Source organism: Streptomyces sp. NPDC094143 (assembly GCF_040303825.1).
In the GTDB taxonomy this organism is placed as follows: domain Bacteria; phylum Actinomycetota; class Actinomycetes; order Streptomycetales; family Streptomycetaceae; genus Streptomyces.
Map to the genome: position 1 here is coordinate 127,928 of NZ_JBEOTZ010000017.1, position 23,655 is coordinate 151,582.

The following is a 23,655-nucleotide window of genomic DNA, read 5'->3' on the forward strand; positions in this document are numbered from 1 at the left end:
AGGGGTACCCGAACGGCGTCTCGCGCGGCGGGCGCCGCTTACGGGGCCGGACGTCCGGGAAGAAATCAGAGCGGACCGCGCTGTCCGACCGACTCAAGGATAGGTGTCGGGCGGGACGCGCAGGCTGTCGGGCTCTTGCCGCGCAGCGACGCACTGCCATACTTACGATGCCGTAGGTTACGGAACCGTAGGGAGCACTGCACGGATTCCCGTGGCCCGGCTACTCCTTCCTCAACCACATACCCCCCAGGGGACGCGTATGACCAGTAGTTCCGACGTGATCGAGGACGCCGCGAAGGCGCCCGGTCAGCCCACCGACGCCGCAGCGGACTCCGCGACGCTGGGCGGCGAGAAGAAGCGGTCCATCGAGCAGATCGCCCTCCTCCTCTTCATCACCGTTCCGTTCCTCGCGCTGCTGGCGGCCGTACCGCTGGCCTGGGGATGGGGGGTGAGCTGGCTGGACCTCGGTCTGCTGGTGTTCTTCTACTTCCTGGGGTGCCACGGCATCACGATCGGGTTCCACCGTCACTTCACGCACGGTTCCTTCAAGGCGAAGCGGCCGCTGACGATCGCGCTGGCGATCGCGGGGTCGATGGCGGTCGAGGGGCCGCTGGTGCGCTGGGTGGCGGATCACCGCAAGCATCACAAGTTCTCCGACGCGGAGGGCGACCCGCATTCGCCGTGGCGGTTCGGCGAGACGCTGCCGGCCCTGATGAAGGGCCTGTGGTGGGCGCACATCGGCTGGATGTTCGACGAGGAGCAGACGCCGCAGGAGAAGTACGCCCCGGACCTGATCAAGGACAAGACGCTGCGCGCCATCTCCCGCCAGTTCGTGCTGTGGACGGTGGTGTCGCTGGCGCTGCCGCCGGTGATCGGCGGTCTGGTCACGATGTCCTGGTGGGGCGCGTTCACCGGGTTCTTCTGGGGTTCGCTCGTCCGGGTGGCCCTGCTGCACCACGTGACCTGGTCGATCAACTCGATCTGCCACGCGGTGGGCAAGCGCCCCTTCAAGTCGCGTGACCGTTCGGGCAACGTGTGGTGGCTGGCGATCCTGTCCTGCGGCGAGTCCTGGCACAACCTGCACCACGCCGACCCGACCTCGGCGCGGCACGGTGTGATGCGCGGCCAGCTGGACTCCTCCGCGCGGCTGATCCGCTGGTTCGAGATGGCCGGGTGGGCGTACGACGTGCGCTGGCCGTCACGCTCGCGTATCGATTCACGGCGTACCACCGGGGAAGGTGACTCCCGGCGCGGGAAGGAGCCCGTCGAGGCGGCATGATGGTCGCTGTGGCGACCGACTCGAGCAGCACCCCGAGCAATGACAAGCCGCGGCGAGCGCGTCGCACCCGGATGACCGGTGCGGAGCGCCGCCAGCAGCTGCTGGAGATCGGTCGCACGCTCTTCGCCGCCAAGGGGTTCGAGGGCACGTCGGTGGAGGAGATCGCGGCGAAGGCCGGGGTCTCCAAACCGGTGGTCTACGAGCATTTCGGCGGCAAGGAAGGGCTGTACGCGGTCGTGGTGGACCGCGAGATGCGCCGCCTGCTGGACATGGTGACCGGCTCTCTCACGGCCGGTCACCCGCGCGAACTGTGCGAGCAGGCGGCCTTCGCTCTTCTGGACTACATCGAGGAGTACACGGACGGCTTCCGCATCCTGGTCCGTGACTCGCCCATCCCGCAGTCGACCGGGTCGTTCGCCTCGCTGATCTCGGACATCGCCACCCAGGTGGAGGACATCCTGGGCCGGGAGTTCAAGAGCCGCGGCTTCGACCCCAAGCTGGCCCCGCTGTACGCCCAGGCCCTGGTGGGGATGGTCGCCCTGACCGGCCAGTGGTGGCTGGACGTGCGCAGGCCGAAGAAGGCCGAGGTGGCCGCGCATCTGGTGAACCTGGCGTGGCACGGCCTGGACGGCCTGGAGGCCAAGCCGCATCTGATAGGACGCCGCAAGGCCTAGGCCACCGGCCCACGTGCGTGGGTTCGTCAGCCCTCCTTGCGCGCCACGGCGAAGACCCGCCGGAACGGGAACGGCGTGCCGTGCGGGCCGGCCGGATAGGCCTCGCGCAGGGCCGCCCGGTACTCGGCGAGGAAGCCCTCCCGGCCCTCCGGGTCGTCGGCGAGCGCCGTGAGCACGGGCCGCAGCCCGGTCCCCTTCACCCAGTCGAGCACGGGATCCTCACCCGGCAGCAGGTGCAGGTACGTCGTCTCCCAGACGTCGGCGTCACAGCCCAGGGAGTTCAGCCGCTCCAGGTAGGCCGCGGGGGTGTGGACGGCGTCGGCGTGGCGCAGGGTGCCGGCGAGCCGGTCGCGCCAGCGCGGTGAGCCGGCGAGTTCGCGCATGAGCCGGTGGCTGGGGGCGTCGAAGTTGCCGGGGACCTGGAAGGCGAGGACACCGCCGGGTTTCAGCCCGGCGACCCAGTCGGCGAAGCGTTCGACGTGCCCCGGCACCCATTGCAGCGTGGCGTTGCTGACGATCAGGTCGTACGGCTCGCCGGGCGTCCAGGTGCGGGCGTCGGCGGGGGCGAAGTCGAGGCGCCCGCCGCCGGGGGTGGGGCCCTCGTGGTCGACGTGGGCCCTGTCGAGCATCTCGGGCGAGTTGTCGTAGCCGGTGATCCGGGCGGTGGGCCAGCGGTCGGCGAGCAGCGCGGTGACGTTCCCGGGGCCGCAGCCGAGGTCGGCGACGCGGGGCGGCTCGCCGGGCAGGTCGGGGACGCGGGCGAGGAGGTCGGCGAAGGGCCGGGCGCGGTGGGCTGCGTGGCGCAGGTACTGGGCGGGGTCCCAGGTGGGGGCGGCTGCGGGCATGGGGCCTCCTGGTGTCCTTCGGGGTGACCGTACGGCGGCGGTACGGGACGCACACCCAGCGTGATCGCGAGATATCTCGATGTCAAGATATTGGACATCAAGAGACTCTACGTCGACACAACCACTACACTGATCGTCATGGAGGACGAGGTCGACCGGCTGGTCGCAGCATGGCGCCGGGAGCGCCCGGACCTCGACGTGGAGCCGCTCGAGGTGCTCAGCCGTGTGAGCAGACTGGCCCGGCACCTGGACCGGGCGCGCCGCCTGGCCTTCTCGGAGCACGGCCTGGAGCCGTGGGAGTTCGACGTCCTGACGGCCCTGCGCCGCGCGGGCACGCCGTACCAGCTCTCGCCCGGACAGCTCCTCACCCAGACGCTGGTCACCTCGGGCACGATGACGAACCGCATCGACCGCCTGGCGAAGAAGGGCCTGGTGGAGCGTCTCCCCGACCCCAGCGACCGCCGGGGCGTGCTCGTGCGGCTCACGGACGAGGGCCGGGACCGCGCGGACCAGGCCCTGGCGGGGCTGCTGGACCAGGAGCGCGCGATCCTCGCCGAGCTCACCCGGGCCCAGCGCGGCGACCTGGCCGGGCTGCTACGCCAGCTGACCGCCCCGTTCGACAACATCCCCGGCTAGGTCGACGGGCCCCACTCCGGCCCGCCGGGCGAGGGCCACGGCGGCGAGCGTCGAGTGGACACCGAGCTTGCCGAGGACGTTCTGCATGTGCGTCCGCACGGTGTGCGGCGACAGATACAGGCGTTCGGCGACGGCCTTGCGCCCCAGCCCCGCCACCATGCACCGCAGCACTTCGCGCTCACGCGGAGTGAGGGACTCCACCAGCCGCTCGCTCTCCGTGCGGTGCTTGCGGGCGGCGGTCAGCTCGCGCAGGACGCCGGTGAGCAGGGCGGGCGGCAGATGCGTCTCGTCCCGCAGCACGCCCCGGATGACGGTGAGCAGCCGGGACAGTGAGCAGTCCTTGGCGACCCACCCGGAGGCACCGGCCTGCAGGGCGAGCGCGGCCCGGCGCGGGTCGTCCTTCTCGGCGAGCACGACGATCCGTACGTTCGGCTGCGCGGAGCGCACGCCCGTGACGAGGGATATCCCGTCCACGAGCCCGTCCTCGTTGCCCTCCTGCACGGGCACGGCGGGGCGCGCGCCCGGCACCTTGCCGCCCAGGTCGGCGTCGACGAGCAGCACGTCGAACCGGCGCCCCTCTGCGACCGCGCGCTCCAGGCTGCGCAGCGCGGCGGGACCGCTGCCGGCGGCGGAGACGTCGACGTCGGGCTCGGCGGCCAGGGCCGCGGCGAGTGACTCGGCGAAGATGCGATGGTCGTCGACGACCAGGACTCGGATGCGAACCACGAAACCCCCTTACCCGAGCTCTCGGAAGAGCAGGGGATACCCCATCGTCGGGAGACGACACCGCACGGGTACGACCCCGGAGTGTGCGTCCGCTGCGCCTGTCCGTCCGTCCTTGCCGCAGCCTGACCGGGGCGCCGCGGCCGCACGGCCGCCGCCGTGCAGGAACCGCTACCCCCACTCCGGGTGTCGTACCCGGCTGTCTCGCCCCCTGAGCGGCACCGGCCCCCACCGGTGCTGTTCATCAGGGTACGGGCGGGGGCCCGGAGCGGAAGGTTATTTGCAGAACTGACTGTCCGGCACGTTTATGGTGTGCCGCATGTTTCGTCTTGAGACAGAAGTCGACAAGGCCCGACGTGATCTGCTCCGCACGCGTCTGCGGGATGCGAACACGGCCGCCTCTCCGATCCTGCGCGCCCTGCGCGGAACACCGGACGAACGGGACGTCCCGTTGCACGTGTGGGCTGTGAACGACACCGACGGCGAACTGGCCGGCGGCCTGGTCGGCCACACGTGGGCGACCTGGCTGCACGTGACGTACCTGTGGGTGGACGAACGCCACCGGGGCCGGGGCCTGGGCACCCGGCTGCTCGCGCGGGCGGAGCGCATCGCCGCGGGAGAACGCGCCTGCCGCGCGGCCCGCCTGGAGACCTGGGACTTCCAGGCCCCTCGCTTCTACGGGAAGCAGGGGTACGAGGTGGTGTGCGTGGTGCCGGACTATCCCCCGGGGATCACGGAGTACACGCTGGTGAAGAGGCTGGCCTGACCCGGGATGGCTGGGCCGGCGCCCTCCGGGGAGGGAGGGCGCCGGGCTGGTGAGGTGGGTCAGCGCAGGCGGCGGGCCCCCGGTGAGGGGACCGCCTCGAAGACGCGGGGGGTCTGGAAGTCCGCCGCGGCGAAGGCCTCCGTCACCGCCTTCGTGAGCGCGTCCACGTCCCCCTCCTCCGCCAGGACGATCGCCGAGCCGCCGAAGCCGCCGCCGGTCATGCGGGCGCCCAGGGCGCCGGCCGCCAGGGCCGTGTCGACGACCAGGTCCAGCTCCGGGCAGGAGATGCGGAAGTCGTCGCGCAGGGAGGCGTGGCCCTCGACCAGGACCGGGCCGATCGCGCGGGTCTCGCCGGATTCCAGGAGGGCAACGACCCGTTCGACGCGTTCGTCCTCCGTGACGACGTGGCGGACCAGGCGGCGGACCTCCTCCTCGTCGCCGAGGCGGGCCAGGGCCTCGTCCAGCTCGCCGTAGGGGATGTCGCGCAGCGCGTCCACGCCCAGCAGGGCCGCGCCCTTCTCGCAGCCCGCGCGCCGCTTGCCGTACTCGCCCTCGCTGTGGGAGTGCTTGACCTGCGTGTCGACGACCAGCAGGCGCATGCCCTCGGCCGCCAGGTCGAAGGGGATCTGCCGCTGGGAGAGGTCGCGGGTGTCGAGGAACAGCGCGTGCCCGGCCTCGCAGCACGCCGACGCCGTCTGGTCCATGATGCCGACCGGGGCGCCGACGTAGACGTTCTCGGCGCGCTGGCACAGGCGGGCCAGTTGCCAGCCTCGCAGGCCGAGGGAGAACAGGTCGTTCAAGGCCAGGGCGATCACGACCTCCAGGGCCGCCGACGACGACAGGCCCGCGCCGGAGGGGACGGTGGAGGCGAGGTGGATGTCCGCGCCCGTCACCGCGTGGCCGGCCTCGCGCAACGCCCAGACCCCGCCCGCCGGGTACGCCGTCCAGTTCTTGTCCGACCCGGGGGCGAGGTCGTCGACCCGGAGTTCGCTCACGCCTGACTCGACGTCCGCCGAGTGCAGCCGCAGCACGCCGTCCGCACGGCGTGCGACCGCCGCCACCGCCTGGTGCGGCAGGGCGAACGGCATCACGAAGCCGTCGTTGTAGTCGGTGTGCTCGCCGATGAGGTTGACGCGGCCCGGCGCCGCCCACACCCCGTCCGGCTCGGCGCCGTAAAGCTCGCTGAACCGGGAGGCGACCGTCTCCGCCACAGCCTCGCTCATGCCTGACCCCTGACCCTTCCGTACGTTCTAGTTGCCGCGCCGCTGCGCGAAGTCCCACGCGTCCGCGACGATTGCCGCGAGATCCGCGCGGGACGGGTTCCAGCCCAGCTTCTCGCGGGCCGTGGCGGCCGACGCCACCAGGACCGCCGGGTCGCCGCCCCGGCGGGGGGCGACCACTTCCGGGATCGGGTGGCCGGTGACGCGGCGGACCGTCTCGATGACCTCGCGGACGGAGAAGCCGTTGCCGTTGCCGAGGTTGCAGATCAGGTGCTCGCCGGGGGTGGCGGCCTTCAGGGCCAGCAGGTGGGCCTCGGCCAGGTCGGCGACGTGGATGTAGTCGCGCACGCAGGTGCCGTCCGGCGTCGGGTAGTCGTCGCCGTAGACGGAGATCGCGTCCCGGCGGCCCTGGGCGACCTGGAGGACCAGGGGGATCAGGTGGGACTCGGGGTCGTGGCGCTCGCCGTACTCGCCGTAGGCACCGGCGACGTTGAAGTAGCGCAGCGAGACCGCGCCGAGGCCATGGGCGGCCGCCTCACCCGTGATCATGTGGTCGACCGCGAGCTTGGAGGCGCCGTACGGGTTGGTCGGGGAGGTGGGCGCCGACTCGACGATCGGGACCTGCTCGGGCTCGCCGTAGGTCGCCGCCGTGGAGGAGAAGACCAGCGTGCGCACGCCCGCCTCGCGCATCGCGGCCAGCAGGGCCATCGTGCCGCCGACGTTGTTGTCCCAGTACTTCTCCGGCTTCACGACCGACTCGCCGACCTGCGAGGACGCCGCGAAGTGCAGGACGCCGTCGAAGGACGCGTCCAGCCACTTGGCCGCGTCGCGGATGTCGCCCTCGACGAAGGCGGCCCCCGCGGGGACGCCCTCGCGGAAGCCCGTGGAGAGGTTGTCGAGGACGACGACCTCGTGACCGGCCTCCAGCAGGTGCTGGGCGACCACACTGCCGACGTATCCCGCGCCGCCCGTCACCAGGTACTTCCCGCTCATGAACTCGCTACCTCTCGCAGTCGCTCGGCCGCGCGCTCCGGCGGCACGTCGTTGATGAACACGTTCATGCCGGATTCGGAACCCGCGAGGAACTTCAGCTTGCCGGAAGTGCGGCGGATGGTGAAAAGCTCGAGGTGGAGCGCGAAGTCCTCCCGCACGACCCCGTCGAACTCCTCCAGCGCGCCGAACGGGGCCTGGTGCCAGGCCGCGATGTACGGCGTCGGGGGCTCGTTCTCACCGAAGATCCGGTCGAAGCGCCTCAACAGTTCCAGATAGACCTTGGGGAACTCTGTGCGTGCCTCCTCGTCCAGACCGAGCAGGTCGGGCACGCGGCGCTTGGGGTACAGGTGCACCTCGTACGGCCAGTGCGCCGCGTACGGCACGAAGGCCACCCAGTGGTCACCCTCCAGGACGACCCGCTCGCCGGCGAGTTCGCGTTCCAGGACGGCGTCGAAGAGGTTCTCACCGCCCGTCATCTCCTTGTGGGCGGCGACCGAGCGGAGCATCAGGGCGGTGCGCGGGGTGGTGAAGGGGTAGGCGTAGATCTGCCCGTGCGGATGCTGGAGCGTCACACCGATCTCGGCACCCCGGTTCTCGAAGCAGAACACCTGCTCGACGGAGGAGAGATGGGACAGCTCCGACGTACGGTCCGTCCACGCGTCCAGCACCAGGCCTGCCTGCTCCTCGGAGAGGCCGGCGAAGGAGGCGTTGTGGTCGGAGGTGAAGCAGACGACCTCGCAGCGGCCCGAGTCGCCGGCGAGCGAGGGGAAGCGGTTCTCGAAGACCACGACGTCGTACGAGGAGTCGGGGATCTCGCTCAGCCGGTCGCCCTCGGAGGGGCACAGGGGGCACTCGTCGGCCGGGGGGTGGTAGGTCCGCCCCTGGCGGTGGGAGGCGATGGCGACACAGTCGCCGAGCAGGGGGTCGCGGCGGATCCCGGACGTGGTGACGGTGCGCTCCAGCGGTCGGCGGTCGGCCGCACCGCGCACGCTGTCGTCACGCAGGTCGTAGTAGATGAGCTCGCGACCGTCGGCCAGCCGGGTCGAGGTCTTCTTCACGCCGGACTCCTCATCCTTCAAACATAACCGAACATATCAAAACACCACTCCTCTCAACCGTCAACATCACAATCCAACAAAGAGCATCACCCGACGTGTTCAATTGCTGAACGCGGACACGTAGATTCCGCGAGGTATCGGTTCGCGCGACAAAGCGAGGGCTCATGCAAACCCCCACATTCCTGGCAGCCGAGCTACGGCTCCCCACCAACTGGCTCGACTACACCATCCTCGGGATCTACTTCGTCGTCGTCCTGGGCATCGGTTTCGCCGCCAGACGTTCGGTGAAGACCAGCCTCGACTTCTTCCTCTCCGGCCGCTCCCTGCCCGCCTGGGTCACCGGTCTGGCGTTCATCGCCGCCAACCTGGGCGCGACCGAGATCCTGGGCATGGCCGCCAACAGCGCCCAGTACGGCGTCTACACGACGCACTGGTACTGGATCGGCGCCATCCCGGCCATGGTCTTCCTGGGCCTGGTCATGATGCCCTTCTACTACGGGTCCAAGGTCCGCTCGGTCCCCGAGTTCCTGCTGCTGCGCTTCGACAAGGCGGCGCACCTGCTCAGCTCGGTCCTCTTCGCCTTCGCCGCCATCCTCATCGCCGGCGTGAACCTCTACGCCCTGGCCATCGTCGTCGAGGCGCTGCTGGGCTGGCCGGAGTGGGTGGCGATCGTGGTCGCCGGCTTCTTCGTCCTGGCCTACATCACCCTCGGCGGCCTCTCCTCGGCCATCTACAACGAGGTCCTCCAGTTCTTCGTGATCCTGGCGGCCCTCATCCCCATCACCGTGCTCGGCCTGAAGAGCGTCGGCGGCTGGGACGGCCTGTCCGACTCCCTCACCGAGTCCCGCGGCGGCGACTTCATGACCGCCTGGGGCGGCACGGGCATCGGCAGCGACAACCCGCTCGGCGCGAACTGGCTGACCATCGTCCTCGGCCTCGGCTTCGTCCTGTCCTTCGGCTACTGGACGACGAACTTCGCCGAGGTGCAGCGCGCCCTGTCCGCGAAGAACCTCTCGGCGGCCCAGCGCACCCCGCTGATCGCCGCGTTCCCGAAGATCTTCATCGTGTTCCTCGTGATGATCCCGGGCCTCGTCGCCGCCGTCCTGGTCCCGAAGATCGGCACCGCCGGCTCCGACCTGCAGTACAACGACGCGATCCCCTACCTGATGGAACAGCTGCTGCCCAACGGTGTGCTCGGCATCGCCGTCACCGGCCTGCTCGCGGCGTTCATGGCGGGCATGGCGGCCAACGTGTCGTCGTTCAACACGGTGTTCACGACGGACATCTGGGCCAAGTACGTGGTCCGGGACCGCGAGGACGAGTACTACGTGCGCTTCGGCCGCATCATCACCGCGATCGGCGTCATGGCCTCCATCGGCACAGCGTTCCTGGCGTCGTCCTTCTCGAACATCATGAGCTACCTCCAGACGCTGTTCTCCTTCTTCAACGTGCCGATGTTCGTCGTCTTCATCATCGGCATGTTCTGGAAGCGGGCGTCGATGAAGTCCGGCTTCTGGGGACTGCTCGCGGGCACCACCGCGGCGATGGTCAACTACTTCGTCCTCTACAAGCAGGACATCATCGACATCCCCTCCGACCAGGGCGCCAACTTCGTCTCGGCGATCGCGGGATTCGTCGCGGGCGCGGTCGTCATGGTGGCGGTGTCGCTGTTCACCGCGCCGAAGCCCGCCCAGGAGCTCCAGGGGCTGGTCTACGGCACGACCTCGCCCGGCATGACGGAGCCGCCGGCGCCGGGGGACGAGGCCTGGTACCGCAAGCCGGCACTGCTCGGCTGGGGCGCGGTGATCCTGGCCGCGGCCTGCTACATCCCGTTCTCGTTCTGACCCAGGAAGGCTGACAGAACATGTCCGAGTTCTACTCCGAGAAGGACGTGCAGCGGGAAGTCACCGAGCTGCAGGGCAAGTCGGCGACCGCAGCGCGGCTGTTCGACATCCGGCGGATCATCGGTGGGCTGTTCGTGGTGTACGGCGTGATCGTCACGATCGCGGGGCTGACGGCGTCCGACGCCGACATCGACAAGGCCGAGGGGGTGAACATCAACCTGTGGACCGGGCTGGGGATGCTCGCGCTGGGGTTGTTCTTCCTGGTGTGGCTGAAGCTGAGGCCGGTGGCTCCGCCGCCGCCCGGGGTTGAGCCGGAGGGGGACGAGCGGGTGGAGTAACCCGCCGTCGTCAGGTGCTCGGCGTGGGTGCCGCCCCCAGCGGCACACATGCCCGCAGCTCAGCGGGACTGGGCGCCCGCCCCCGCCCGCCGCCACCCGCCGGACGACGCAAGGGGCCGTGTCGGGGGGTGTCCGCCCGCAGCGGTTGGCGCGTCAACGGAGAGCGAGTCGGTTCGCAACCCCATCGCGCCGTTCCGAGGACGGACACCCCCCGGCGCGGCCCCGACCCCACCACCGGCGCGCAGGCGAAGGTCCCGCACCCCCACCCACCGTCAGGCGAAGGCCCCGCACCCCCACCCACCGTCAGACGAAGCCGCACCCCCACCCGGCGTCAGACGGTCACCGCTCTCGCGGCTCCCGCCGTACCGGCCCCGCCCGGTCCAGCAGGCCCGTGCGGGCCGCCAGGGCCGCCGCCTCCAGGCGGGAGCCGACGCCGAGTTTCATCAGGACGCGCTGGACGTGCGTGCGGGCCGTGGACGGTGCGATGCCCATGCCCGCCGCGATGACCCGCGTGTCCTCGCCGTCCGCGACCCGGACCAGGACCTCGACCTCCCGCGGCGTGAGCATCGACAGCAGCCGCTGCCCCTCGTCGTCCGGCTGCGCCGCCGGGTTGAGCAGCTCACCGAACGCCCCCTGCAGCAGCTGCGGCGCCACCGCCGCCTCCCCCGCCCGGGCCTTCATGATGGCCCGCTCGACACCCTCTATGCGCTCATCGTGCCGCACGTAGCCGGAGGCCCCCGCCGCGAACGCCGCCGCGATGCCCCGCGGACTCGGCACCGGGCCCAGCACCAGCACCGCCACCTGCGGCCGCTCCCGCTTGATCTTCACCACGGGGTCGAAGATCCCCGGCTCGGCCGGCGTGGCCGTCCCCAGCAGGCACACCTCGGGCGCCCGCGTGATCACCAGCTCCGCCGCCCCCGCGGCCGGCGCCGCCGCGGCCAGCACCCGGTGCCCCCGCAGCTTCAGCGCCGAGGCCAGCGCCTCCGCCAGCAGTCGGTGGTCGTCGACCACCATGAGCCGCACTCCCATCGAGCAACCCCCCAGTCACCCAGTCCCCCCATGGAAGCCCCCCGGCTCCCCCGCCTTCATGCCCCCGGAAGCTACACGCTTGTTCGACGTTGCGCTCCCCCTACCGGCGAGAATCGCCCCGGATCGCCGAAATTCCTCTCATTCGAGGTTGACCGGGCCAAACGCGAACGGTCCCGCCCCTGAAGGGACGGGACCGCACCGGCCATCGGTCGATCAGTAAACGATCACAAGACGATCAGCTCGTGCCGAAGCCGACCGCGAGGTACTCCTTGTCCAGCCCGGCGGACCGCTTGCTCGCGTACACCTTGGATATGTACAGCTGCCCGTCGCCGAACAGGAACTCGGAGTAGTCCGGCGACATGCTGGTCTCCACGTCCCGCACCTGGTCCGTCGCGGGGTTCTCCAGCAGGGTCGTCTGCTTGAAGCTGCCCCCGTCGATGCTCACGATCTGCCCGCCCTTGTCGTACGGCGGGCGCTTGTAGGCGATGACGTTGCCGCCGTCCATGCGCAGCGGCGAGATCGTGTAGCCGTCGCCGGCGTCGGCCCGCTGCCCGGTCTGCTTGCCGGTCGCGAGGTCGAAGGCGACGATCTCGTTGGTCTGGCTGTACTTGCCGGTGCCGTCGTGCTCCTCGGTCGGCAGGTAGAGCCGGTCGTTGCCGACGGCCAGCTGGTTGCAGTACTCGATGCGGGTGATGCCCTCGCAGCGGGCCGCGAACTGCTCGCCCGGCGCGGAGATCCGGGTGCGCAGCTTGCCGGTCTTGTTGTCGATGGAGAAGAAGTCGGAGATGCCGCTGCCGTCGCCCGCCGAGTCGCCGACGTCGGCGGCGACCACGAGCGGGTTGGTCGACACGACGCTCGCGTACTCGATGCCCTCGGCCATCTTGTACTCCGAGATCACCTTCCCGGACTTCGGGTCGATGGTCTGGATGTGCAGCTGCCGCTGCTCGTACGAGCCGCACTTGCGCACCGCGACCAGCTTCTCGCCGCCGCCGTACCCGGCGTCGTAGCAGGAGTCGCTCGGCTTGGGGCTCCACAGCAGCTTGCCGGAGACGTCGTAGGCGGCGCCGCCGCTGGTGCTGCCGACGGCGATGGTCTTGCCGCTGATCGTGACGTTGTCGAAGGTGACCGGGTCGCCGCCGACCTCGACCGTCTTGGTCCACAGCTTCTTGCCCGCGTCGAGGTCGATCAGGGCGATCTGGCTGCACCCGTGCGAGGGATCGGCCTTGGTCGGCATCGCGGGCTGGTAGAGGATCGCCGTCAGGCCGTCGTCGGTGACGTGCCGGCTGGCCTGGCAGACCGGGCCGTCCAGCGGGATCGACCAGAGTTTGCCGCCCTCGGTGCGGTCGTAGCCGACGAGTTCGGCGATGCCGCTCTTGACGTACGCCTTGCCGGTGAGCCACGAGCCGGAGACGACGACCGTGCTGTCGTTCTTCACCTCGGGCATCGGGACCTGGAAGAGGACCTTGGCGGCGGGGTCGTCGGGTGCCTTCTCCTTGCCGCCGGAGGAGGTGCCGCCCTTGCCCTCGGTCGTGCCGCCGGTGCCGCCGCCGGAGCTGGCCGTGTCGTCCTTCTTGCCGTCGTCCTTGGACGAGGAGTACCAGACGCCGCCGCCGATGATCAGGGCGATCGCCACGACCGCGGCGACGATGATGGCCACCTGGGCGTTGAACTTCCCGCCGCCGCCCGGCTGTCCGGACTGCGGCTGGAGCGGCACGGTGACCTGCGGGTAGCCGTACCCGGGCTGCTGTCCGTATCCCGGCTGCCCGTATCCCGGCTGCCCGTAGGGCACCGTCGGCGGCTGCCCGTACGGCCCCGGCTGCTGACCGGGGTAGCCGTAGCCGGGCGGGGCCTGCGGGGGCTGGGCCGGCTGGGGGACGCCCTGCGGATAGCCGTACCCCGGCTGCGGTTGCTGCGGCGGAGCGGCCGGCGGGGGCGTCTGCGGGGCCTGCGGGTAGCCGTACCCCGGCTCGGGCGCCTTGCCGAGGTTCGGCCCGCCGGCGGGCGGCGGGGTCTGCGGGGGCTGGGGCTGGTCCTGCGGCGGCCCGAACCCGCCCGCCTGCGGGGGCTGCTGGGGCGGCGGCGGGGGCTGGGTCATGACGTGAGCACCTCGGGGAAGGGGACGGGCGGCGAAGGGCGTGCGGGGAGGGGAAGGATCACTTGCCGTAGGCGAGCATCAACTTCTCCTTCGTGTCGTCGTTCCCGCTCAGCCGGGTCGTGGAGATGTAGAAACGTCCGTCGACCCAGTCGATGTCCTTGGAGAAGAACCCGTCCTCGATGTCCGCCGCGCCCTGCGGGTTCTGCAGCAGCCTGGCCGGCTTGTGGCTGCCGCCGCCGGTCGGGATGGCGATGATCTGGCCGCCCGCGTCGTACGACGGCTGCACATAGGCGATGAGCTTGCCGCCCTCGACCTTCATGGGCAGCATCGACTCGTCGGAGGGGGACTTCACCCGCCACTTCTCCTTGCCGTCGGCCAGGTTGACCGCGACGATCTCGTTGGCGCCGGTGGTCGCCTCGGTCGGCAGGTAGAGCGTGTCGCCGTCGACGGCGACACCCTGGCAGCCCTGGAGGTCGCGCTCCAGGATGGCCCAGCCGCACTCGGGGGCGAAGTCCTCGTCGAAGCCGACCTGGGAGCGGAACTTGCCGCCGGAGGTGAAGGTGGAGATGTTCCAGGCCTTCTTGTCCTCGTTGGTGCTGTAGACGACCAGCGGGCTGACCGAGTAGGTGCGCGCGACCCGCCAGCCCTTGTCGAACGGCTGGGTCCACCTGGCCTTGCCGGTCTTCGGGTCGAGCTCCTGCACCTCGTCGTGTTCCTTGCCGGTGCCCGCGCCGCAGGAGGAGACGGCGATCAGCTTCTCGCCGCCGGCGAACGCGGAGGGGAAGCAGGAGTCGCCGTAGCGCTTCTTGTCGAAGAGCTTGTCGCCGTTGGTCACGTCGTAGGCGGTGCCGGACTGGGAGCGGCCCACCATCAGCGTCGTGCCGGTCAGGGACAGCTCGACGGAGAGGGTGGAGTCGAACAGGGCGCCGTCGGCGACCTTCTCCGTCCAGCCCTTCTCGCCGGTGTCGAGGTCGATCTCCTGCAGCTGGTTGCACTTGGCGCGGTCGCTGCTGCCGCTCATGTAGGCGACGACGATCTTGTCGTCGGCCGTCTTCTGCGGGGTCGTCGCGCAGATCTTCTGCGGGAAGGTGATGGTGTCCCAGGTGGGCTTGCCGTCACCGACGTCGAAGGCGAGGAGCTGCTTGTACGCCGCCTTCACCACCGTCTTGTCGGTGATCCACATGCCGGGGGCGTCGGCGCCGGAACCGGGCGCGTCGGGCGCCTCCTTGTACCAGAGGACCTTGGCCTCGCCGGCCTGGCGGCCCTCGTTGAGGTTCTCCGGGTCCTCGCCGCCGTCGCCGTCACCGTCACCGGGGTTGACCGGCGCGGAGGCGTCGCCCTTGGGGTCGTCGCTCTGCCGCGCGACCGGCTTCTTCTCGCCCTCGCCGCTGTCGCCGCCGGTGACCGCCCAGACGGTGCCGCCAACGACCAGCAGCGCGGCGACGGCCGCACCGATGATCATCGCCGGCTTGCCCTTGAAGGGGTTGCGGGAGCCGCCCGGCGGCGGGGTGCCCGGCGCGCCCGGGAAGTGGGGCTGCTGCGGGTAGCCGTAACCGGGCTGGCCGTACGGGCCGGCCTGCTGCGGCTGGCCGTACGGGCCCGGCTGCGGCTGCCCGTAGGGGCCGGAGGCGTACGGTCCGGGCTGGCCGTAGGGGCCGGGCTGCTGCGGGGGCTGCTGCGGGTAGCCGTAGCCGGGCTGCGGCGGGCCCTGCGGGGGCGGTGGGGTCTGGGGCGGGCCCTGGGGCGGCGGCGGGGTCGGCGCCCCGAAACCACCGCCCTGCGGCGGCGGGTCCTGCGGTGCTCCAAAACCACCGTGCGGTGGCTGACTGGGCGGCTGAGTCATCAGTCGCTCCCCCCGTTTCACTCATTTTTAGCCACGCCCTGAGGTACGCGATGGGCTCAGAGTCGCTTCATGAAGTTCCAAGACGGCTCTTTCTATCACCCCGTTCCCACGGCGGACCGGGCCGTCTCACCCCCTGTTCCCAAGGGAGGACCGGCCCGTGATGCCGCCGTTATGCGCCTTCACGCACCCTTCACGCGTCCTCGGCCAGTTCCAGCCAGCGCATCTCCAGCTCCTCGCGCTGACCGGCCAATTCCCTCAGCTCGGCGTCCAGTTCGGCCACCTTCGCGAAGTCCGTGGCGTTCTCGGCGATCCGGGCGTGCAGCTTGGTCTCGCGCTCGGAGACCTTGTCGAGCTGCCGCTCGATCTTCTGCAGCTCCTTCTTGGCGGCGCGCTGGTCGGCGGCACTCCTGTCCGGGGCGGCCGACTGCTGCGGCGCGGGGACGGAGGCGGCCGCGGCCTCCTCCATGCGCTGCCGTCGCTCCAGGTACTCCTCGATGCCGCGCGGCAGCATCCGCAGGGTGCCGTCGCCGAGCAGCGCGAACACCCGGTCGGTGGTGCGCTCGATGAAGAACCGGTCGTGGGAGATGACGATCATCGAGCCGGGCCAGCCGTCGAGGACGTCCTCCAGCTGGGTCAGCGTCTCGATGTCGAGGTCGTTGGTGGGCTCGTCGAGGAAGAGGACGTTGGGCTCGTCCATGAGCAGGCGCAGCAGCTGCAGCCTGCGGCGCTCACCGCCGGAGAGGTCGCCGACGGGCGTCCACTGCTTCTCCTTGCTGAAGCCGAAGGTCTCGCACAGCTGCCCGGCGGTCATCTCCCGGCCCTTGCCGAGGTCGACGCGCTCGCGCACCTGCTGCACGGCCTCCAGCACCCGCGTGTTCGGGTCGAGTTCGGCGACCTCCTGGGAGAGGTAGGCCAGCTTGACCGTCTTGCCGACGCGGACGCGGCCGCCCACGGGCTGGGCCTCCCCGTCGGTGCGGGCCGCCTGGGCCATGGCCCGCAGCAGGGACGTCTTGCCCGCGCCGTTGACGCCGACCAGTCCGATCCGGTCACCGGGCCCGAGCTGCCAGGTGACGTGCTTGAGCAGGACCTTGGGGCCCGCCTGGACGGTGACGTCCTCCAGGTCGAACACGGTCTTGCCGAGCCGCGAGGACGCGAACCGCATCAGCTCGCTGCTGTCCCGGGGCGGGGGCACGTCCTTGATGAGCTCGTTGGCCGCCTCGACCCGGAAACGCGGCTTGGACGTACGGGCCGGGGCGCCGCGGCGCAGCCAGGCCAGCTCCTTGCGGACGAGGTTCTGCCGCTTGGTCTCCTCGGTGGCGGCGATGCGCTCGCGCTCGGCCCGGGCGAAGACGTAGTCGGAGTAGCCGCCCTCGTACTCGTAGACGGAGCCGCGCTGGACGTCCCACATGCGCGTGCAGACCTGGTCCAGGAACCAGCGGTCGTGGGTGACGCAGACGAGCGCCGAGCGGCGGTTCTGCAGGTGCCGGGCGAGCCAGGCGATGCCCTCGACGTCGAGGTGGTTGGTGGGCTCGTCCAGGACGAGCAGGTCCTGCTCCTCGATGAGCAGCTTGGCGAGCGCGATGCGGCGGCGCTCACCGCCGGACAGCGGCCCGATGACCGTGTCGAGCCCCTTGGGGAACCCCGGCAGGTCCAGCCCGCCGAACAGGCCGGTCAGCACGTCCCTGACCTTGGCGACGCCGGCCCACTCATGGTCGGCCAGGTCGCCGATGACCTCGTGGCGGACGGTGGCCTCGGGGTCCAGGGAGTCGTGCTGGGTGAGGACGCCGGTGCGCAGGCCTCCGGAGTGCGTGACGCGCCCGGTGTCGGCCTCCTCCAGCCGGGCGAGCATCCGGATCAGCGTGGTCTTGCCGTCGCCGTTGCGGCCGACGACGCCGATGCGGTCCCCTTCGGAGACGCCGAGGGAAACACCGTCGAGCAGGGCACGGGTGCCGTACACCTTGCTGACGTTCTCGACATTGACCAGGTTGACGGCCATTTCGCTCCTGACGAGGGGGATGGATCGACCCTCCAGGGTAGTCGGGCCGCGGGGTGCTCCGGCCGGCGTGTTCAGGAGGGGGCGGTGGTCTCCTGACGGCGCTGGTACCGCCGGACGTCCAGCAGCCTCTCGTCGAACGGCAGCTCCGGGTCCGCAGGGCCGATCCGGTGCTCGGCCTCGACGCGGCGCGGATCGTCGCGGTGGGCCAGGCCGGAAACGGCGCAGACGCGGACCGGTTGCGACTCGTCGTGGGTGAGCGCGACCAGCGCATCCCCGCCGCACGTCATCAACGCCCGGCCACCGTCGCCCCGGGTGCCGGGCCCGACGCCGTGCGCACCGTGCGGCACGTCCCGGACGCCACCAGGGCCTGCGCCACCGCGGCCGCCGACTCGGGGTCGCGGACGAGGAACGCCGTGGTCGGGCCGGAGCCCGAGACCAGGGCCGCGAGGGCGCCCGCGGCGCGGCCCGTGGCCAGGGTGCCGGCGAGTTCCGGGAAGAGGGACAGGGCCGCGGGCTGCAGGTCGTTGGTGACGGTGGCGGCGAGTGCGTCCGGGTCGCCCTTGGCGAGTGCGGCGATCAGTTCCCGCGAGGCGACGGGCGCGGGGATGTCCCTGCCCTCGCCGAGCCGGTCGAACTCGCGGAACACGGCCGGGGTGGACAGGCCCCGACCGGCCATGGCGAACACCCAGTGGAAGGTGCCGCCGACCTCCAGGGGCGTCAGCCGCTCGCCCCGCCCGACGCCGAGAGCGGCCCCGCCGACCAGGCTGAACGGCACGTCGCTGCCCAGCTCGGCGCAGATCTCCAGGAGTTCCTCGCGGGTGGCGCCGGTCTGCCAGAGCGCGTCGCAGGCGACCAGGGCGCCGGCGCCGTCCGCGCTGCCGCCCGCCATGCCACCGGCGACGGGGATGTCCTTGGCGATGTGGACGTGCACGTCGGGGCTGCGGCCGTACCGCTCGGCCAGCGCGATCGCCGCGCGCGCCGCCAGGTTCGTCCGGTCCAGGGGGACCTGGCCGGCGTCGGGGCCCTCGCAGGTGACGCGCAGTTCGTCGGCGGGGGTGACGGTGATCTCGTCGAAGAGGCCTACCGCGAGGAAGACGTTGGCCAGGTCGTGGAAGCCGTCGGGGCGGGCGGCGCCCACCGCCAGCTGGACGTTGACCTTGGCGGGGACGCGGACCGTGACGCTCACGCGGTCTCCTTCTCCTGGTACCGGTTCGCCTTGTGCTCGGCGATGCGCGCGAACTCCTCGACGGTCAGGGACTCGCCCCGGGCCTGCGGCGAGACCCCGGCGGCGACGAGGGCCTGCTCGGCGGCGGCCGCGGAACCGGCCCAGCCGGCCAGAGCGGCCCGGAGCGTCTTGCGGCGCTGGGCGAAGGCCGAGTCGACCACGGCGAACACCTCGGCCTTCGACGCGGTGGTCCTGATCGGCTCGGTCCGGCGCACCAGGGAGACCAGGCCGCTGTCCACGTTCGGCGCGGGCCAGAAGACGTTCCGGCCGATGGCTCCGGCGCGCTTGACCTCGGCGTACCAGTTGGCCTTGACCGACGGGACGCCGTACACCTTCGAGCCGGGGGCGGCGGCGAGGCGGTCGGCGACCTCCGCCTGGACCATCACCAGGGTGCGCTCGATGCTCGGGAACCTGTCGAGCATGTGCAGCAGGACCGGGACGGCCACGTTGTAGGGGAGGTTGGCGACCAGCGCGGTCGGGGCGGGGCCCGGCAGGTCGGCGACGTGCATCGCGTCGGAGTGGACCAGTGCGAACCGCTCCGCGCGCTCGGGCATGCGGGCCGTGATGGTGGCGGGCAGCGCGGCGGCGAGGACGGCGTCGATCTCCACGGCCGTGACCCGCTCGGCGACCTCCAGCAGTGCGAGGGTGAGCGACCCGAGCCCCGGGCCGACCTCGACGACGACGTCCTCGGGCCGGACCTCGGCGGTGCGGACGATGCGGCGGACGGTGTTCGCGTCGATGACGAAGTTCTGTCCGCGCTGTTTGGTGGGGCGTACGCCGAGGGCCGCCGCGAGTTCGCGGATGTCGGCGGGGCCGAGGAGGGCGTCGTGGGCGGGGCTGGTCACGGGGACAAGGGTACGGGGGTTTTGGGCCCGCCTACCCGCGCAGCCGGCCCCCGCAGTGCGGCCAGGGGCTCGCCCCGCGTCGCACGTACAGCTTCTTCGCCCGGTACGTCTGTTCCGCCGCCGGGGCGTCCTGGGGGCGGCCCCGGCCGCCGAGCGCCTGCCAGGTCCGGGTGTCGAACTGGTACAGGCCGCCGTAGGTGCCGGAGGGGTCGACCGCGTCGGGGCGGCCACCTGACTCGCAGGCCGCGAGCCCCTGCCAGTCGAGGTGGTCGGCGCTCCGCACGGAGGCGGGGCGCGGCTTGGTGCCGACCCTGACCAGCTGCGGACGGGGCTCGCGCACCACCTCGGCCCCGATCCGGCGCGGCTTCTGTCTGACGCCGTTGACCGTGCGCAGGGAGTAGGTGATCCGGCGCAGGCCCGGCTCGCCCGCGCGGTCCACGACCTCGGTGCCCCGGAACAGCTCCGGATCCTCCGTCCACCGCACCTGGAAGGGGATCGGCTCCTCGCGGACCTCCCTGCCGGCGGTGATGCGCAGCACGGTGACGGTCTGCCCGTCGCGCGGGAAGCTGCCCTGCGGGACGGACGTGGCGTCCTGGCCGCGCAGGGTGATGCCGGCCTCCTCGACGGCTTCCCGCACGGTCGCCGCGTTGGTGCGGACGGTGCGGGCCCGGCCGTCCGCCATGATCGTGACCGTGCGTTCGGTGCGCACGTCCAGCGCGAGCCCTTCGCGGCCGATGCGCCGGGAGCGCGAGGTGGACACGTACGCGCCCTCCTGGCGCACCCCCAGCTGCCGGAGTGCCCCGCCCACCGTGCGGGCGGTGGTCCACACCTGGCGCCGGTGTCCGTCGAGGGTGAGCCGTACCGGGCGGGCGTAGTGCACGGCGATCTCGTCGCCGCTGGTGAGTTCCGTGCCGGGGCCGGGCGCCACCACGTCGTGGGCGCCGATCTCGACGCCCTCCTCGGCGAGCAGCTCGGTGACGTCGTCGGCGAAGGTGTGCAGGGTGCGCGCCTTGCCGTCGACGTTCAGCTCGACGGCCTTGTCCTTGGCGACGAACGCCGTGGTGCCACCCGCGAGGAAGGCGACGACCAGGGCTTGCGGGAGCAGCCGCCGCAGAGGGCTGTCGGGGCGCTCGGCGTACCGCGCCTTCCGCCGGCGCGCGGGCCTGCGGTGCGAGCCGACGCGCGCCGCGGCGCGCGATTCGGCGCGCGGTTCGGCGCGGGACTCCGCACGGGACGCGGCGCGTGTTGCGGCGCGTGATGCGGCGCGTGTTGCGGCGCGTGATGCGGCGCGTGTTGCGGCGCGCCCTCCCGGAGTGGTGGGCTCCGGCTCCTCGGGGAACGCGGCTGCCGCCTGCCCGTCCGGGCCGCCGACGCCCTGGCGGGGCAGCCCGGGCAGGGGCGGCGTCTCGTAGGCGGGCCGGTAGGTGTCCTCGTGGGCACCCGGCGCCCCGGGGGTCCCGTAGCCCAGCGTGTCGGCGCTGTGCGGATCGGCGGGCGGCGCGTCGAAACCGCCGTACACGGGATCCGCGTAGGCCGGGCCATACGTCTCGTACGTCTCGTACCGCGCGTTGCTCACGCCGACACGCTCCAGGGGCCGAGGGGTCCAGAGGGGTCCGGATCAGGCCCCAGAACCTAGCGGAGCGGTCGTCACTCTCCAAAGCGACGCGACTACGCACAGTCGTACAGCCGGGCGGCGCGGTGGCCGCGGGGGTCAGTAACCGAACGCGCGTGCCGTGTTCGCCCCGAGCGCCGCGGCCAGGGCGTCCTCGTCGACGCCGCGCACGGCGGCCATCGCCCGCACGGTGAGCGGCACGAGGTAGGGGGCGTTGGGCCGCCCGCGGTAGGGCGCCGGGGTGAGGAAGGGCGCGTCCGTCTCCACGAGGAGCAGCTCCAGCGGGGCGACCGCCACCGCGTCCCGCAGGTTCTGGGCGTTCTTGAAGGTGACGTTGCCGGCGAAGGACATGAAGTAGCCCGCGCTCGCGCAGATGCCGGCCATCTCGGCGTCGCCGGAGTAGCAGTGGAAGACGGTCCGCTCGGGGGCGCCCTCCTCCTTCAGCACGCGCAGCACGTCGGCGTGGGCCTCGCGGTCGTGGATGACCAGGGCCTTGCCGTGCCGCTTGGCGATCTCGATGTGGGCGCGGAACGACCGCTCCTGCGCGTCCTTGCCCTCGGGCCCGGTGCGGAAGTAGTCGAGGCCGGTCTCACCGACGCCCTTGACCTGCTCCAACGCGGCCAGCCGGTCGATCTCGGCGAGCGCGTCGTCCAGGGCCGCCTGCCCGCCCGGTGCCCGCGCGCCCTGCCGCGACCAGCCGTCGGGGTCGCCGTGGACGATCCGGGGCGCCTCGTTCGGATGCAGGGCGACCGTCGCGTGGACGGCCTCGTACGCGGCGGCCGTGTCGGCGGCCCAGCGGGAGCCCTTCAGGTCGCAGCCGACCTGCACGACCGTCGTCACCCCGACCGACGCCGCCTTGGCCAGCGCCTCCTCGACCGTGCCGGACTGCATGTCCAGATGGGTGTGGGAGTCGGCGACGGGCACCCGCAGGGGTTCCGGCAGCGGGGGCGCGGCGTGCTTGTCGGAGTCGTTCGAAGGCATGCCCCGATCCTACGAAAGGGCGACGCCCTCCCCGGCGGGGGAGGAGCGGGGAGGGCGTCGGCAAGGAGAGCCGGACAGGTCAGCTCACCTTGCGCTGGAAGGGGTGCAGCAGGTCGGACAGGTGCCAGTGGTGCTGCGCGTGCGGCTCGGCCAGGCCCTCGGCTTCCGGGGTGGGCGCCTCGACGGGCCCGGCGGGCGGCGGCACGCGGTGGGACCGGTGCGCCGCGTCACGCGCCGACGCGACCCGCCCGGGCCGCATGATGCGCACGACATGCCCGTCGCAGTTGTGGCAGGCGGGCCTGCTCAGCGGGGAGGGCACGATCTTGCCGTCCGCGACGTAGAGGACGAACTCGTGGCCCGTGCCGTCCGTGTGGTGCTCTATCTCGTACGACTGCTCCCACCCGTGCCCGCACCGCATGCAGGCGAAGGAGTAGGACTCGTTGACGACGGCGGTCGCACCGGCGCGGAGCACGGTCCGCCCTGCGATCTCACTCATGCCGGCTCCTGGTTCCGCTGAGGCGTGAGAGCGGTTCGGCCCTCGCGGTCCAGTGGACTCCTCAGCCGGTCCGAAGGCAGCAGACCTGTCGACTGTTGGCCCCGTTTTGGGCGTCCCTTGCCCTGGGCCCCCGGCGCTTTTACCCCCGCATGGGGCGCCCGCTCAAATGACAAGCGCCCTGCTCAGGAGGTGGCCGACGCCCCGTCAGGGGCGCGGGGAACCAGGCTGTCAACCCCACACCACCTGCGCCCCGCGAGCACCCCGGGCCCCACCTCGAACCCGGTCAGCCCGTCGCGTTCTTCGCGGCGACCACGGCATCGAAGACAACCCTCTTGGGCACACCGGCCTCCACCGCCACCGCGGCGATCGCCTCCTTGCGCCGCTCCCCCGCCTCCTCCCGCACCCGCACGCGCCGCACCAGCTCCTCGGGCCCCACGTCCTCCGGTCCCTGCTCCGGCGCCCCCTCCACCACGACGGTGATCTCCCCGCGCACACCCTGCGCGGCCCAGTCGGCCAGCTCGCCGAGCCCGCCCCGCCGCACTTCCTCGTAGGTCTTGGTCAGCTCCCGGCACACCGCGGCCCGCCGCCGCGCCCCGAAGACCTCGGCCATCGCCGCCAGCGTGTCGTCCAGCCGGTGGGGCGCCTCGAAGTACACGAGCGTCCGCCGCTCCCCGGCCACCTCGCGCAGCCGCCCGAGCCGCTCCCCCGCCTTGCGCGGCAGGAACCCCTCGAAGCAGAACCGGTCCACGGGCAGCCCCGACAGCGCGAGCGCGGTGAGCACCGCGGACGGCCCGGGCACGGCCGTCACCCGCACGTCCCGCTCGACCGCGGCCGCGACGAGCCGGTACCCCGGGTCGGACACGGACGGCATCCCCGCGTCCGTGACGAGCAGCACCCGCGCCCCGCCCACCAGCTCCTCGACCAGCTCCGGCGTCCGCGCGGACTCGTTGCCCTCGAAGTACGACACCACCCGGCCCCTGGGCGTGACGCCGAGCGCCTGGGTCAGCCGGCGCAGCCGCCGTGTGTCCTCGGCGGCGATCACGTCGGCCCCGGCCAGTTCCTCGGCGAGCCGGGGCGGCGCGTCCGCGATGTCGCCGATGGGGGTGCCTGCGAGTACGAGGGTTCCGATCACGCTCCCATCCTCCCAGGGGCGGGAG

At 71.9% G+C, this 23,655-nt stretch carries 22 protein-coding genes; 6 read left to right on the forward strand and 16 right to left on the reverse strand.

The window, feature by feature from the left end; translation table 11 throughout:
- Positions 1-259: 259 nt before the first annotated feature.
- Positions 260-1,279 (forward strand): acyl-CoA desaturase, encoded by a 1,020-nt coding sequence (locus ABTZ58_RS22345; RefSeq protein WP_351359331.1) that lies wholly within the window; start codon positions 260-262, stop codon positions 1,277-1,279.
- Entirely contained in the window at positions 1,276-1,953 is a 678-nt protein-coding gene (locus tag ABTZ58_RS22350; protein ID WP_351359334.1) for a TetR family transcriptional regulator, read from the forward strand. The genes ABTZ58_RS22345 and ABTZ58_RS22350 overlap by 4 nt, the downstream gene beginning before the upstream one ends.
- A gap of 26 nt (positions 1,954-1,979) precedes the next feature.
- Here the strand turns inward: ABTZ58_RS22350 and ABTZ58_RS22355 are convergent, their stop codons facing one another.
- Complete coding sequence (locus ABTZ58_RS22355) at positions 1,980-2,798, reverse strand: trans-aconitate 2-methyltransferase (protein ID WP_351359337.1); 819 nt, start codon at positions 2,796-2,798, stop codon at positions 1,980-1,982.
- Between the two features lie 138 nt (positions 2,799-2,936).
- Between ABTZ58_RS22355 and tamR the strand changes: the two genes are divergently transcribed.
- Positions 2,937-3,434: a MarR family transcriptional regulator TamR gene (tamR, locus tag ABTZ58_RS22360; RefSeq protein WP_309093749.1), complete on the forward strand. Its 498-nt coding sequence runs from the start codon at positions 2,937-2,939 to the stop codon at positions 3,432-3,434.
- Here the strand turns inward: tamR and ABTZ58_RS22365 are convergent.
- Complete coding sequence (locus ABTZ58_RS22365; RefSeq protein ID WP_031117914.1) at positions 3,393-4,160, reverse strand: LuxR C-terminal-related transcriptional regulator; 768 nt, start codon at positions 4,158-4,160, stop codon at positions 3,393-3,395. The genes tamR and ABTZ58_RS22365 overlap by 42 nt on opposite strands.
- A 304-nt stretch (positions 4,161-4,464) precedes the next feature.
- On the opposite strand from ABTZ58_RS22365, the gene ABTZ58_RS22370 reads away from it, so the two are divergent.
- A complete protein-coding gene (locus ABTZ58_RS22370; RefSeq protein ID WP_351359342.1) occupies positions 4,465-4,923 on the forward strand; it encodes a GNAT family N-acetyltransferase in 459 nt (152 codons plus the stop codon).
- Positions 4,924-4,982: 59 nt separating this feature from the next.
- Here the strand turns inward: ABTZ58_RS22370 and galK are convergent, their stop codons facing one another.
- Genes galK through galT form a run of 3 tightly spaced genes read right to left on the reverse strand, consistent with a single transcriptional unit; the run spans position 4,983 to position 8,194 of the window.
- Entirely contained in the window at positions 4,983-6,146 is a 1,164-nt protein-coding gene (gene galK / locus ABTZ58_RS22375) for a galactokinase (RefSeq protein ID WP_351359344.1), read from the reverse strand.
- 27 nt (positions 6,147-6,173) lie between these two features.
- Positions 6,174-7,136 (reverse strand): UDP-glucose 4-epimerase GalE, encoded by a 963-nt coding sequence (galE, locus tag ABTZ58_RS22380; RefSeq protein ID WP_351359347.1) that lies wholly within the window; start codon positions 7,134-7,136, stop codon positions 6,174-6,176.
- Positions 7,133-8,194, reverse strand: coding sequence for a galactose-1-phosphate uridylyltransferase (galT, locus tag ABTZ58_RS22385; RefSeq protein ID WP_351359350.1), 1,062 nt, complete (start codon positions 8,192-8,194; stop codon positions 7,133-7,135). The genes galE and galT overlap by 4 nt, the downstream gene beginning before the upstream one ends.
- A 164-nt stretch (positions 8,195-8,358) precedes the next feature.
- On the opposite strand from galT, the gene ABTZ58_RS22390 reads away from it, so the two are divergent.
- Together ABTZ58_RS22390 and ABTZ58_RS22395 are read left to right on the forward strand one after the other, a co-directional pair.
- Entirely contained in the window at positions 8,359-10,038 is a 1,680-nt protein-coding gene (locus ABTZ58_RS22390; RefSeq protein ID WP_351359353.1) for a sodium:solute symporter family protein, read from the forward strand.
- A 20-nt stretch (positions 10,039-10,058) separates the two neighbouring features.
- The gene (locus ABTZ58_RS22395; RefSeq protein WP_351359355.1) at positions 10,059-10,376 is read left to right on the forward strand and encodes a hypothetical protein; all 318 of its coding nucleotides are present in this window, start codon (positions 10,059-10,061) and stop codon (positions 10,374-10,376) included.
- Between the two features lie 339 nt (positions 10,377-10,715).
- Here ABTZ58_RS22395 and ABTZ58_RS22400 read toward each other — a convergent pair whose 3' ends face one another.
- From ABTZ58_RS22400 to rsmI, 11 genes are all read right to left on the reverse strand, one after another.
- Positions 10,716-11,405: a helix-turn-helix transcriptional regulator gene (locus ABTZ58_RS22400; RefSeq protein WP_351359357.1), complete on the reverse strand. Its 690-nt coding sequence runs from the start codon at positions 11,403-11,405 to the stop codon at positions 10,716-10,718.
- A 235-nt stretch (positions 11,406-11,640) separates the two neighbouring features.
- Complete coding sequence (locus ABTZ58_RS22405) at positions 11,641-13,500, reverse strand: outer membrane protein assembly factor BamB family protein (protein WP_351359359.1); 1,860 nt, start codon at positions 13,498-13,500, stop codon at positions 11,641-11,643.
- Between the two features lie 58 nt (positions 13,501-13,558).
- Positions 13,559-15,343, reverse strand: coding sequence for an outer membrane protein assembly factor BamB family protein (locus tag ABTZ58_RS22410; protein WP_351359362.1), 1,785 nt, complete (start codon positions 15,341-15,343; stop codon positions 13,559-13,561).
- Between the two features lie 190 nt (positions 15,344-15,533).
- Positions 15,534-17,339: an ABC-F family ATP-binding cassette domain-containing protein gene (locus ABTZ58_RS22415; RefSeq protein WP_351359365.1), complete on the reverse strand. Its 1,806-nt coding sequence runs from the start codon at positions 17,337-17,339 to the stop codon at positions 15,534-15,536.
- A 71-nt stretch (positions 17,340-17,410) separates the two neighbouring features.
- Positions 17,411-17,626, reverse strand: a complete 216-nt coding sequence (locus ABTZ58_RS22420) for a hypothetical protein (RefSeq protein ID WP_351359368.1) — start codon at positions 17,624-17,626, stop codon at positions 17,411-17,413.
- Positions 17,626-18,525 carry a 4-(cytidine 5'-diphospho)-2-C-methyl-D-erythritol kinase gene (locus ABTZ58_RS22425; protein WP_351359371.1) on the reverse strand — a complete coding sequence of 300 codons (900 nt, stop codon included), beginning with the start codon at positions 18,523-18,525 and terminating at the stop codon, positions 17,626-17,628. Before ABTZ58_RS22425 ends, ABTZ58_RS22420 begins: the two co-directional genes overlap by 1 nt.
- Positions 18,522-19,409: a 16S rRNA (adenine(1518)-N(6)/adenine(1519)-N(6))-dimethyltransferase RsmA gene (rsmA, locus tag ABTZ58_RS22430; RefSeq protein WP_351359374.1), complete on the reverse strand. Its 888-nt coding sequence runs from the start codon at positions 19,407-19,409 to the stop codon at positions 18,522-18,524. The genes ABTZ58_RS22425 and rsmA overlap by 4 nt, the downstream gene beginning before the upstream one ends.
- A gap of 31 nt (positions 19,410-19,440) precedes the next feature.
- Positions 19,441-20,985, reverse strand: a complete 1,545-nt coding sequence (locus ABTZ58_RS22435) for a resuscitation-promoting factor (protein ID WP_351359377.1) — start codon at positions 20,983-20,985, stop codon at positions 19,441-19,443.
- A 135-nt stretch (positions 20,986-21,120) separates the two neighbouring features.
- Positions 21,121-22,002, reverse strand: coding sequence for a TatD family hydrolase (locus ABTZ58_RS22440; RefSeq protein ID WP_351359380.1), 882 nt, complete (start codon positions 22,000-22,002; stop codon positions 21,121-21,123).
- Between the two features lie 79 nt (positions 22,003-22,081).
- The gene (locus ABTZ58_RS22445) at positions 22,082-22,498 is read right to left on the reverse strand and encodes a hypothetical protein (protein WP_351359383.1); all 417 of its coding nucleotides are present in this window, start codon (positions 22,496-22,498) and stop codon (positions 22,082-22,084) included.
- Positions 22,499-22,781: 283 nt separating this feature from the next.
- Positions 22,782-23,630 (reverse strand): 16S rRNA (cytidine(1402)-2'-O)-methyltransferase, encoded by an 849-nt coding sequence (gene rsmI, locus ABTZ58_RS22450; RefSeq protein WP_351359386.1) that lies wholly within the window; start codon positions 23,628-23,630, stop codon positions 22,782-22,784.
- Between the last annotated feature and the right edge of the window lie 25 nt (positions 23,631-23,655).